Origin of the sequence: Pseudomonas sp. Pdm06, from assembly GCF_014851795.1 — a bacterium.
GTDB lineage: Bacteria > Pseudomonadota > Gammaproteobacteria > Pseudomonadales > Pseudomonadaceae > Aquipseudomonas > Aquipseudomonas fluorescens_AA.
The window spans coordinates 20,029-32,116 of the sequence record NZ_JACVAH010000027.1 but is presented as its reverse complement, the minus strand read 5'-3'; the positions used below and the strand labels follow the sequence as shown (position 1 = coordinate 32,116).

Here is a 12,088-nt window from a genome sequence, read left to right as displayed (position 1 = left end):
TCGCCGCTCATCGGTCGGCGTGGCTCAAGGAATACATGGCGGGAAGGCAACTGCGACAGCATGCGATGATCGACTGCCACAGCGTTCCCGGCCACAAGAAACAGAACGGGTGAAACACGCAAAGGGACAGCACTCTCGTGCCCTTTGCGTTTGAAGCGGATCAGATACCCAGGCAGAGGTATTTGATTTCCAGGTAGTCCTCGATGCCGTACTTGGAACCTTCACGGCCCAGGCCCGACGCCTTGATGCCGCCGAACGGCGCGACTTCGTTGGAGATCAAGCCGGTGTTGACGCCGACCATGCCGTATTCCAGGGCCTCGGCCACACGGAACACACGGCCCAGGTCGCGGGCATAGAAGTACGAAGCCAGACCGAACTCGGTGTCGTTGGACATCGCGATCACTTCGGCTTCGTCTTTGAAGCGGAACAGCGGCGCCAGCGGACCGAAGGTTTCTTCCTTGGCCACGGCGGCATTGTTCGGCACATTGGTCAGGATGGTCGGCTCGAAGAAGTTGCCTTCCATCGCCTTGCCGCCCGACAGCACGGTCGCGCCTTTGCTGACCGCATCGGCAATGTGCTCTTGCACCTTGGCGACCGCTTTGCCGTCGATCAACGGACCGGTGGTGGTGCCATCGTCCAGGCCGTTGCCGATCTTGAGCTTGGCCACCGCCACTTTCAGTTTCTCGGCGAAGGCGTCGTACACCGAATCCTGGATGTACAGGCGGTTGGCGCAGACGCAGGTCTGGCCGTTGTTGCGGTATTTGGAAATGATCGCGCCTTCGACGGCCTTATCCAGGTCGGCGTCGTCGAACACAATGAACGGCGCGTTGCCGCCCAGTTCCAGGGAGACTTTCTTGATGTCCTTGGCGCATTCGGCCATCAGCTGGCGACCGATCTCGGTCGAGCCGGTGAAGGACAGCTTGCGCACGATCGGATTGCTGGTCAGCTCGCCACCGATGTCGCCGGCGCTGCCGGTGACCACACTCAACACGCCTTGCGGGATGCCAGCACGGTGCGCCAGCTCCACCAGGGCCAGGGCCGAGAACGGGGTTTGCGAAGCCGGCTTGATGACCATGGTGCAACCGGCAGCCAGGGCTGGACCAGCTTTACGGGTGATCATCGCCGCCGGGAAGTTCCACGGGGTAATGGCCGCGGTCACGCCGATCGGCTGCTTGATCACGATCAGGCGCTTGTCGGGCTGATGGCCGGGAATCACGTCACCGTAGATGCGCTTGGCTTCTTCGGCGAACCACTCGATGAACGAGGCAGCGTAGACGATCTCGCCCTTGGCCTCGGCCAGTGGCTTGCCTTGTTCCAGGGTCATCAGGCGACCGAGGTCGTCCTGGTTTTCGATCAGCAATTCGTACCAGCGGCGCAGCTTGTTGGCGCGTTCCTTGGCGGTCAGTGCACGCCAGGCCGGCAGTGCCTTGTCGGCGGCTTCAATCGCCCGGCGGGTTTCGGCCGCGCCCATCTTCGGCACGGTGCCCAACACTTCGCCCGTCGCCGGGTTGGTGACCTTGATCGTCTGACCATTGTCCGCATCGACCCAAGCGCCATCGATAAAGGCTTGCTGGCGGAACAACTGGGTGTCTTTAAGCTGCATGTCGGCTTTCCTTAACAGCACCGCGCGCACGCGGAGCGAATTAGATTTGTAGAAAGGCGCCTCGGGGGCTGCCGTCAGGGAAATCATTCACCGGGCTGAAGCACAGAAATAACGCACATAAGCACAGACGTGCGGTTCAGCACCCAGACAAGAGCGTTTGAAATCTCAAACGAATCCTAGGGCCGATGGGGGTGAAGGACAAGAGCCTGTTCGAAAAAAAGAACGAAAAAACCGAATTTGCCCGTTTTTTCTGATCAGCGTAGACAACACCCGGCGAGTTGCTCAAAAACGCAGGCGATTCAGCAGCATGGACGCCCGCCATGCATATGAGTATCATGGCGCCCGCGTCGCACCAGTAGCTCAGCTGGATAGAGTACTGCCCTCCGAAGGCAGGGGTCGTGGGTTCGAATCCCGCCTGGTGCACCATATAGCTATCTAGACCTGTCCCGGACAGTCTATGAACCTCTCCAAGAAGCCCGCCCTGTGCGGGCTTTTTTTGTTTATGGCGACCTCTACAACTTCACGTTTTTGCCATCAGCACATCAAGCGGAGACATACACAGGTATGTGGTAGTCAGCTCCGAGCACAGCATGAAATTTTCTCGGCCAGACCTAGACCTTATCCTCGAATACATTGATGCGGTCGAATCCGGTTATGCCTGCGTTTCAGCTAATGACGGATGTCTCGGTGCGCTTGTACTCGACCATCAGAGCCTAACTCTACTCGTCGGGCCGGTGCGCTCTTGCTGAACCAGCTACCCCATGAGCGACTGCTTCGCTAACACGATAGCCCTGATCAATCCCGAGGCTGCGACCGCGATATCATGGTTGAAAACAGAATCACTTGGTTGCTCATCATCCCACCCTCTTCCGAAAGCATTCTTATCTAGCGGGGGTGGCCAATGAAGTTTCACCAAACCGCTAGACAGAGTGATGTCAAATTGATAGCTTTGTTTGGTTTCTATACAAATCTCAGCGGGCATGCCCACCTCCCAGCAGTGTAAGTCCAACAAGATTTCAAAGGAGTGAACTTGTGAAAGAGATCTATCTGACCGAGCTAGCCAAAACAAAAGTCATGAGTTCAGAGTCCGATAAATTTAGCTATTTAAACTCCATCACTCGTTCAATACTCCAAACAGCGGCGATAGTCTCACTTGAGATTGCAAGAAGACTTATCCCCAATGCTGATGATAGCTACGAACTTGACTACCTAGCAATTAGATTTCAGCAGCCTTCAGACGGCCTCCCTGTCGAAATACTTGACAGGTTAATACCTATAATTCGCAGCTTAATCAGTGACGAGTACATGAAAGGCTGGTTCGAGAAGTCTGAAGGCGCCACAGAAAATTTGGTTACATCCATATTAAAGTGGGTAGAGTTCCGAAACAAAGTTATTGCGCACGGCGTAGTCGACCAAAATGACATAAGGGAATGGAATCCAAAAACCGAGGAACTGGTGAACAAATGTATCGCCGTTTTTTCCCAAGCCCTACCAAGATTTACTCCTGACCGACACGACTTGACCTTATCTGAAACATATAACTCACTATCTGTAAATACACCCCTAGTAATAAACAACAAAGCCGTGGTAGTAACAAAAATAATTTTTAAGAAAAACCTGTGGAAGATTCACGGGCAATTGCTCTGCTGGGATAACGCCGCAGAGTTCACAAATGACCTGCAGGAAGCCAATGCCTTTTCCGAACAAGGCTTTCAACGACAAAATAAATTCAAATACAGTCAAATAATTCTTAGCAGCAATACATTTTCCTTACTTCAAAACATACCAACAAGGCAAACCTCAACGTTCGAAGGAAGAAAAAAGGAATTAGCCAAACTTACAAAGTGGCTCAACGAGCCAGAAGAATCGCGATCTTGTTTGATATTCGGCGACGGCGGCTATGGAAAGACGACCTTAGTTCTAGAGTTTCTAAACAAACTGATTGATGGTGGAATCGAAGTCAGTACGGGCATGCCAGAAATAATAAGTTATCATACCGCGAAGATGACAAGGTGGACTGATCAAGGCATAACGCATTTCCGGGGTATTTCCAATGCAATGGAGGATGGCATTAGAGAAATCATGTACTGTCTACAGGATGTACTGGGAAAAGAATGGTACCGAGTTGAAGGTATAGCTCTAATTGACAAAGTAAAAAATGAGCTAACGACGCAGGGATACTCAAGAAACGATTTATTACTAGTATTGGATAATACCGAAACTCTAGCCACCTCGGTGGCAGACAGAGAAGAACTTACAGATTTCTTTGATGAAGTTGCCAGAAAAATCGGCCGAATCATAATAACTTCTCGACGTAGAGAATTGATGAATGTGACACCCGTACAAGTTAGCGCACTGACGGAGGATGAGTCGATTCAATTACTCCGTAGGTTAGGCACTGAACATTGCGCTAAACCTATTCTGCAAGCAGGCGATGCAAGATTAAGGCGAGTTAGCTCTCAGCTTTCTCACAAACCACTGCTGATGGATGCACTAGTCAAATACATCGCCAGAGCATCAGTTGGTATAGATGATGCGCTATCAAGTATATTTAGAAAATCCAATGATCAGCTTTTAGAGTTTTTGTACGAAGACGCTTGGCTCCGAATGAGCGAGTCGCAACGCCATGTTTACCTGATCCTAGTAAGTATAACCTGCCCGGTAGATGAATATTCTGTCGGCTATGCCTGCCAAGAAATTGGAATCCCTCATGACGAGTTTCATCAGAGTTTAGACGAAACATACTTTGCAAATCTTACAAGCTATGGTCGCTCCTACGAACTAGAGATTGTAGATCTAGCGCACAACTTCTTTCTTCAAAAACTATCAAAACTACCTACCCTTGAAAAAGGCATTATACAAAACTGTGCAAAAATAGTAGACGAGCATGCGAAAGAAAGAGAAAAGGTTGAACTAGAGTACAGAAACGACCGTATAGCAGAGGCCTTTAGAGGCCAGTATGCAAAAGCCGCAAAAATTGCCACGAGCAAAGGGAAAATTGCCGACGCGCGCGACTTATTTGAGATGGCCATTCAGGATGACCCAATGAATGCGGCTCTTCATGATCGTTTCGCATGGTTCTTATTAAACAAAGACCACGACCTTGATGAAGCCTTAAAAATGGCAGAAAAAGCAGTATCTCTTGACGAGAAAAACCCCGATGCGCTGCTCACCCTAGCAATTATTTTATATCATAGAAGTGATCTCGAATCAGCAGACAGCTATATTCAAAAAGCCAATAGCTTAGGAAAGCCTAACTCCCTTTGCTTACTAAGAATGGGGATAGGACGATATCATATCGCAAAAAATATTAGCGATAGAACAGCAATACCCTTTCTAGAGAAGGCCATCGACTGCTTCAATCGTTCAAGCCGGGAAATAAAACCTACTGATAGGTATTATGCAAAAAACAAAAATGAGTTAAACAAATACGTAGCACTCTCCCAAAATGCCTTACACATACTTAAAAGCAACAACTCCACCCCCTTATCGGAGGTAATCTTGAATGGGAATTTGGGTGGTTTCGAGCCATCGTAGACATGTACGCCGCGAACAACATAGCTCCAAACCCAGATCAGCCCGCATAATCGCGGGTAGTGCCCTTCAAGATCAGCGCTTGGCAGACACTCATTGGTCGAGATCAACCTCAAGCTGCTCAGGTGCCGGCTCAATATCTCCCAAAGACTTCACCACAAGCCCGCACCTTTGAGCCTTGGAATATAGCCCCGCATCATGAGTCCATATTTCATCAGCATTGGTTGCGAGAGCAGTAGCAATTATCTGGCGATCAAAACGTAGCTTGGCTTTCGTTGCTGCCGGGTCAAGGACCTTTAGCTCGTTGTCATCGACCATACGAGCACATTCGACCGCAGCAATCTGATCGAACGATACGATTTCAAAACACGAAAAACCATTTATGACATCCAGATGGCTCTGGTGAAAATTCCGATCAATGCCTACCAGATACTCAGCCAATGCAGGTGTCGGTATCAGCACGGTCCCGCCTCTTGCGTCGACCAAGTCGATTAAAGCCTCAGCTCTAGCCTCCGCCCTATCAACATTGTGACCAGTGGCGGGATCAACCAAGACGATACCGTCCTTTGCATTTCCCAAGGCTTGGACAAGAACGTTGGTATCGAGAACTATGCGCACCTCAGCCCCTTAGGTTTTGAATCGTTCCATGAGGATCATCCATCTCGCTCCAGGTGATGCCTCCGAGTTCTTTGAGCTGGGTAACCGCACTACGCAAAGAGGTTTTCTCGAGCTTCTCGAAGGATTGAATGAACATTTTTCGCAGCCGCCAACCACCGTGCGGCCGGCTTTCCCATTCACCTTTTCCGTGAACGCGGACGTACTTGAACAAGAGCTTGCCCAGTTGTTCAGCCAATGCCGTATCGGCTTCACACAGAAGAGTTTCGCCGCCAGCGCCCTCAAGCCGAACAGGAACAGTCTCGTCTTTCCCGCCTACGACATACAGGCGACCTTGGACGCTACCCTGCTTGATGACAATCATGGGAGGAGGAGCCGCCTTAGCTTTTGGAAATTGAAGAATGTTCGCATCCGCGGCTTGCAAGACACCATCCACTCGATCTTGCTCCATCAGTGCAGATAATTGCAGGTAGGCTTTTCGTGCGCGCTTAGGGCCAATTCCCTGAGCAGCCTCCCGTACCCTGTTCAAGACGTGGGGGTACTTCTCATCCTCCACCCACGTATTCAGGCAGACACAGCCTTCTGTAACGGAGTCAAAATGAACATTATCGTGTGAGCCGAAAAGCTCAGCGAGCTCACACAGATAATCCGTCAAGCGAACCATCGAGAGCTTGCTTGGATCGGTTCCGTCGAGTTCGAGCATCAGCTTTTTCATGCCGTCGAGTATAGTTCCGCCCAAATGATCCTGCTATGGCCGCATTTGTAACGCTGTGCCCGACTAAGCCGCCTACAACGCTACCCTGCCAGCACCATCGATGTTCCGACTCACCACTTCCAGCAAATCCGAACCTTCTCGCAGCAGCAAATACGCCGCGTTGGTAAATCGATACAAATCCCCATCGTCGATGCCCTTGATCGTGACCGAAGTGATGCTTTCCAAAAGGTCGGTCCCGGCCTTGATGCGGCTGAGCGCACTGTCAATCAGCATCGCGGTGGGCATCTGGCTGTCGATCAGTAGGACGGGGCAGTCGGGATTGTTGGTTTGCAACGGGATGTAATGCGACATGTATATGACTCCTTGTCAGACGAACTGATAAATGGATGAAACGGGTTACTGGAGCCACGAGAGCCATAGCACTCCGCCCAACCCGTCATTTAATCCAAAATACCTGAAATTCAGATATCCGAAAAGCAGATATAGCGTGGCGAAGCGAATATCAATGGATGCAGCCATGACCAAAGCTATTTATCGACGCGAGCACGAGGTTTTTCTTCAGGTCCTCAAGCGCATGCGAATCGAATCCGGGCTTACTCAGGCACAGTGTTCGACAGCGCTGGGTAGACCGCAGTCATTCATGAGCGATGTGGAGCGAGGGGTGCGAAGGCTGGATACGGTTCAGTTGCGAGATTTGTGTTTGGTTTTGGGCACGGATTTGACGAGTTTTTCAGCCGACTACGAAAGGGCGCTCAAGGTCGAATGATCCTTCAGCTTCTAGGACCACTAGCACTTCAAATGTCTCGGTCATGGATCGTAGTCCCGTTCATTTATGGCCTGCGGAAGCCATTATGTAGTGGAGCTTGCCCCCGCTCGGCCTGTAGGAACTGCCGAGCGAAGCGAGGCTGCGATCTTTGCGCAGACACTTGAGTCTAAAGCGAAATATCAAAAATCGCAGCCCTCGGCAGCTCCTACAACTCAGCCCAGCGGGAGCAAGTTTCCTCGCCACGAATTCTGGCCGTGTCCCTTCAACGCTTGCGTAACGCCTCCAACCGCGCCGGCAAATCCTCCTTTGGAAAGCGCTTGTGCAGCACCAGCAGCTTCTCATAAGCAGCCTTGCTCTCACCCGCCTCGCACAAGCGCAGGATTTCCAACAAACCTTGCTCCAACGATGGCAGTGCATCCGGCGCCGATTTTTCGCCGCAGGCTTCCCACCAACGATTGCATTGGGTTTGCCGGGGCACGGGCCAGTTCGCCCTGGGGCGCCGTGCGGGTGATCGGGCGGGGCAGTCATAACGACGTTACAGCGGTAATGGCGGGCTCTTGCCGCTCAGCGGAAAAACTCCATCGAGGCGGTGAGGAAAGCTGGTCGTGAGACACGGGCGAACACAGCACCAAGCCGATCATCAGCGCCCGCCGCCCGGCGCGTACAATTTCCCCCCAACATGGATGTTAGCTAGATCGCTTTCCTGCGGGCCTGCAGTAGCTGCTAATGTAGGTCCAGGAGGGCTTACAGAGATCAATTCATGTATTTAAAGCCCTAAATCCCTGCACATCCGCATGCTGCAACCAGAAGGAATGTTATGGACAATGAGTCTTACGTACATATCGCTGCCGTTCGGAAAGCGCTGACCCACAATACTGCAGCAGTGATGATCGGAGCAGGATTTAGCAGAAATGCCGAGGGTGGAGAACAGCTTAAGCTATGGAAGGATTTAGCATACGAACTTTGGACTGCTCTAAACCCCGGAAATACGAACATCGAAGAGTTTCATAGCAGTTCTGTAACGGCATTAGCCTCTCAATACGCTCAAATGTTTTCCTTACCGAGCCTAGAAGATCTTCTCAAGCGACACATACCGGATGAAAAAGTTAAGCCTGGCGACCTCCATCACAGGCTGCTAACACTGAATTGGTCAGAGATTTTCACCACTAACTATGACACATTACTCGAGCGCTCTGCTGAAGATATTATCGAGAGAGCGCACTATGTAGTTACCTGCAGGGAAGACATTCCACAGTCTAAAACCTTAGGCCGTCGAAGAATTGTTAAGCTGCATGGATCATTTCCATCTCAACGCCCTTTTATATTTACTGAAGAACAGTATAGAAACTACCCAATCCAATTTGCACCTTTTGTTAATCTAGTTAGACAGTCCATGCTAGAAAATGTTTTTTGTCTAATTGGATTTTCAGGAGATGACCCAAATTTCCTCCAGTGGATCGGATGGGTTAGGGACATGCTTGATCAGCATGCTTTGCCAATATATCTTTTTATTAGCCGTCCAATGCCTTTCGGACAACGCAAGTTACTCGAGGCACGAAAAATAACTCCCGTACTACTTCCAACAGACTCAAATACAGATGAATCCGACTACCAAGCACGATATAAGCTTTTGTTACAGCTTCTTGCCAAGCCAGAGGAGGAAGACGAAAGTAAGAACTGGCTAAACTCTCTAACAATTAAATCAGAGCCCAGCCAAGACATAGAGAAGAAACTTGACGAACTACTTCTAGCCCTCCCCGAACTTATAGAGTTTAAGAACAAATATCCGGGCTGGCTGATATGCCCCGAAAGTACTCGAAAAAACCTCCAGTCTAAACTTTCAAGACTAGAAGACATTTTGAGCGATGAAACAATATACATCGCACTATCCAAAAAAAGCCCCCACCTTGCAGTTATTGCAATTGGAGTTTATGCATGGCTAACCGAAACGGTGTTAGAATCCCTTAATGACGGACTAGCACTAAGAGGCCTTGAGCTTATTTCCAAAACTAGAAAAACGAAACCAGAAACAAAGGACAGCAAGGCTAATGAAGCACTCAAAAAAATAAATGTTCTAACTCGCAAAAACTTTATGGATTATTGGAGTGAACTTGCCGTCAGAATTTTACGCTGGAGCAGAGAAGAGCAAGACCATAAGCGCTTTAGACTAATCAGCAAATTTTTAAAACTCAACTCTTATCTGAGTCTTACAAATCAAGACAATCTAAACTATGAATCAATTTTATTCGCTATTTACGAAGGTGACAGGTCGCTGGCTCGCAAACTAACTATCGAATGGATACCTGCTTCGAACGAAAACTACATGGAGATTCGGAAAGGCTCGCTATTAGCAGAAATGGGTGAGCTTTCATTGGGGTTAAAAGCATGTATACAAGGACTTCAAAAACTACGAAAGGGACAAAAACTTAATAGCAATAGCGCCAAACTCTTATCCGAAGAGTCTTGGGCTGCGCTGGTAATTAGAAATATCAAATTAGCACTCAACGGAACTGAGCAGCTGAGTTCGACACACAGCATCTCTAATAGCACTGAAATCGAAGACCCTGAATATCTATCAGATGCCGAAGGAGACTACCCGGATGAAGCTGGTCAAAATACTTCGCACGTCTATCAGAGAGAGTCCAATAGCTACGAAATCGATAGAGTTACGAAGAGTATAGACTCTAGAATTTCTGAGCTAGAAAGCAAGGGATTCAAGGCTGAGCGGGAAAGAGACGCAATACTTTCCAGGCTGGACTCTGAAGTATCATATACACATAGTGAAAAACAGATAATACATTCTTTTGAGATTGGCAAATACAGCTCAACACGAACCTTAGGGCACGGAAGTGGCGAGCACAACCAAAAATCTTTAGCAGCATTCAACTTCCTTAAGCTTAGCGATATTGCTGCAATCCCTCCTACTTTGGGAGGCTACTCCTTCTTCTCCGAATCTTATATCCAAGCAGCTTGGTGGATTCATAGAAATGACTCTTTCATACGAGTTTTGACGACAGCTCTGCGAGCACAAGATGCGACCATCTTCAAGCCAAGAGATCAAAATAAAGCACAGTACAAAACGGGGTGGCTCTCTCGCTACCAAGTCGGCACTATCGAGGAGGCCGCAGCGAGCAAAATATGTGAACGGTCGTTAGAAATCCTTGAAACGTCTTTAACCGACTCAAGTTCAATAAGTCCAGAGAGTACTATTGAAAGCTCGAAACACAGAGTTGCAAACATCCACGCCGAGCTGTACTCAAGATTAGTTATTCGACTCACGAATCAAGATGTCATTGCAAAGCACATACAAAAAATAATCGAATTCCATAAGTCACACGAACTTTGGTCAAACCCGGATCTATGGAAGTCATTTGGTAATGCACTATACCGAAGTTTAGAGGCTGCCAACAAATCCACTAGATCGGATTTCATAGTAAGTTTACTAGAAATACCAGCTATGCCTCCAGTTCAAGAGGCTGACCGTTTCCGCAAGCACTTTAGGCATGACTGGCTTAATATCAACCAACTGCTATCGGTACTTCGCGACCTGACGATTTCGACAACACCGGCGATTAAAAATGAGATACACAGACTTACAACGAGTATCTTGAACACTAAAGACGAAGAAATTCTAGAGAAACTATGGTCTAGGGTCTTGATGCTTGATCGCTTGGGCCTTATGCCGGAAGAATACCCATCATCATTAGTAGAAAGCCTGAAAAAAACAAATGGCATCCCTATCATCCCAGGATTAAAGATGGTTGCAACATTCATGTTGCTGTCGAACCAAGAGCAATTCACCCGCAGTCTCCACACAGAAATAATTGATGATATATCACGTATTTCTAAAGACGGAAGGCGCTCATGGTCTTTACATATAGATGAAAGGACACTTGATTGCTGGGTATATCTAGCGCAAGAAAAAAAACTAACCATCGACGATGTAATAGCTGGTATCAAGGCTATAAAAGTTTGGTGGGACAGAGAGTGGAGCGTTATTACAAATGAGACATTATCATTCGATGATATAAAATCGAATATCGCTCATAGACTGACTCTCATAGACAAGTTCTTAGCTACGGCTTTACCGATGGACTGGCGAACTATCCCTGGGTTCAAGCCCCATGCGAAGTGGCTGAGATCGCTACCTACCGAAGCGCTAAAAGCGGGGGTAGATCTATGGAGAATTCAGCACAAGCATAAAATTAAAATACCTAGCGCCCATGTAGCTGAAGAAGTTGGGCTTGATATCTCCTGCGCATTGCTAGGCGACCCCACCTCACCTAATTTTATTAATTCGATATCCACCACCAAGGACTGGATACAGACTGGATGGAGCCCAGAACCCAAGCATCTAACGGAGTCTGCGATTAGCATGATGTGCTGCCTCAGGCAAAGAACTACGGCATGGGGCCTAGATATACTTATAGATATCGCAAGAAAAAGAATTGAGAGCATAACCGAAAGTCGATTCAAGCGAATAGAGAAGGGTTTACAACTTCTCGAAACGATAGCAATTTATCGCCCAAGAAATGTTCCCTACCCTGTCTTCGACGAAGATATACCTCTTATAAGATACTCATGTTGCCGTCTGTCCCTCGAGCTCAGCAAATATGACCGTTTCCGGGACTCCCTGGTTCTACAAAGGTGGTTATTGGAAATACCGGGCGATCCACTTCCTGAGGTCAGGTATCTACTGGAGATCGACATCGATTAAACCGCTAACATGAAATTTTGTATCCGATTTGTACCCTCTCCAAAAAAACCCGCCTGTGCGGGTTTCCTTGGTTCTGCTGACAACGGCCCTTTTACCAAGCCTGTTCAATATCTTTGCCAAGGCCCTAATCATGACCCG

Annotated in this window: 8 protein-coding genes and 1 tRNA gene; 4 read left to right on the top strand and 5 right to left on the bottom strand. The window is 48.6% G+C overall.

From position 1 onward, the window contains the following. Positions 1-160: 160 nt before the first annotated feature. A complete protein-coding gene (gene gabD / locus IB266_RS29860; RefSeq protein WP_018606643.1) occupies positions 161-1,603 on the bottom strand; it encodes an NADP-dependent succinate-semialdehyde dehydrogenase in 1,443 nt (480 codons plus the stop codon). A 349-nt stretch (positions 1,604-1,952) separates the two neighbouring features. On the opposite strand from gabD, the gene IB266_RS29855 reads away from it, so the two are divergent. Both IB266_RS29855 and IB266_RS29850 read left to right on the top strand, forming a co-directional pair. Next, positions 1,953-2,029, top strand: a tRNA-Arg gene (locus IB266_RS29855). 606 nt (positions 2,030-2,635) lie between these two features. Beyond that, complete coding sequence (locus IB266_RS29850; protein ID WP_192264270.1) at positions 2,636-5,140, top strand: NB-ARC domain-containing protein; 2,505 nt, start codon at positions 2,636-2,638, stop codon at positions 5,138-5,140. A 90-nt stretch (positions 5,141-5,230) separates the two neighbouring features. Here the strand turns inward: IB266_RS29850 and IB266_RS29845 are convergent, their stop codons facing one another. The 3 genes from IB266_RS29845 to IB266_RS29835 all read right to left on the bottom strand — a co-directional run bounded on the left by IB266_RS29845 (position 5,231) and on the right by IB266_RS29835 (position 6,818). Beyond that, positions 5,231-5,755 carry a type II toxin-antitoxin system VapC family toxin gene (locus tag IB266_RS29845; protein ID WP_192264267.1) on the bottom strand — a complete coding sequence of 175 codons (525 nt, stop codon included), beginning with the start codon at positions 5,753-5,755 and terminating at the stop codon, positions 5,231-5,233. A 1-nt stretch (position 5,756) separates the two neighbouring features. Further along, positions 5,757-6,455 carry a hypothetical protein gene (locus IB266_RS29840; protein WP_225613693.1) on the bottom strand — a complete coding sequence of 233 codons (699 nt, stop codon included), beginning with the start codon at positions 6,453-6,455 and terminating at the stop codon, positions 5,757-5,759. 84 nt (positions 6,456-6,539) lie between these two features. Beyond that, positions 6,540-6,818: a hypothetical protein gene (locus tag IB266_RS29835; protein ID WP_192264261.1), complete on the bottom strand. Its 279-nt coding sequence runs from the start codon at positions 6,816-6,818 to the stop codon at positions 6,540-6,542. 166 nt (positions 6,819-6,984) lie between these two features. Here IB266_RS29835 and IB266_RS29830 point away from each other — a divergent pair, with 166 nt between their 5' ends. Beyond that, the gene (locus IB266_RS29830; protein ID WP_192264258.1) at positions 6,985-7,233 is read left to right on the top strand and encodes a helix-turn-helix domain-containing protein; all 249 of its coding nucleotides are present in this window, start codon (positions 6,985-6,987) and stop codon (positions 7,231-7,233) included. A gap of 262 nt (positions 7,234-7,495) precedes the next feature. Here the strand turns inward: IB266_RS29830 and IB266_RS29825 are convergent, their stop codons facing one another. Further along, the gene (locus tag IB266_RS29825; RefSeq protein ID WP_192264305.1) at positions 7,496-7,711 is read right to left on the bottom strand and encodes a hypothetical protein; all 216 of its coding nucleotides are present in this window, start codon (positions 7,709-7,711) and stop codon (positions 7,496-7,498) included. 339 nt (positions 7,712-8,050) lie between these two features. On the opposite strand from IB266_RS29825, the gene IB266_RS29820 reads away from it, so the two are divergent. Then, positions 8,051-11,950 (top strand): SIR2 family NAD-dependent protein deacylase, encoded by a 3,900-nt coding sequence (locus IB266_RS29820; protein WP_192264255.1) that lies wholly within the window; start codon positions 8,051-8,053, stop codon positions 11,948-11,950. The last annotated feature ends 138 nt before the right edge of the window (positions 11,951-12,088 follow it).

Coding starts and splice junctions, on each gene's coding strand:
- gabD (WP_018606643.1), bottom strand. CDS start 1,603: ATGCAGCTTAAAGACACCCAGTTGTTCCGCCAGCAAGCCTTTATCGAT.
- IB266_RS29840 (WP_225613693.1), bottom strand. CDS start 6,455: ATGCTCGAACTCGACGGAACCGATCCAAGCAAGCTCTCGATGGTTCGC.
- IB266_RS29835 (WP_192264261.1), bottom strand. CDS start 6,818: ATGTCGCATTACATCCCGTTGCAAACCAACAATCCCGACTGCCCCGTC.
- IB266_RS29830 (WP_192264258.1), top strand. CDS start 6,985: ATGACCAAAGCTATTTATCGACGCGAGCACGAGGTTTTTCTTCAGGTC.
- IB266_RS29820 (WP_192264255.1), top strand. CDS start 8,051: ATGGACAATGAGTCTTACGTACATATCGCTGCCGTTCGGAAAGCGCTG.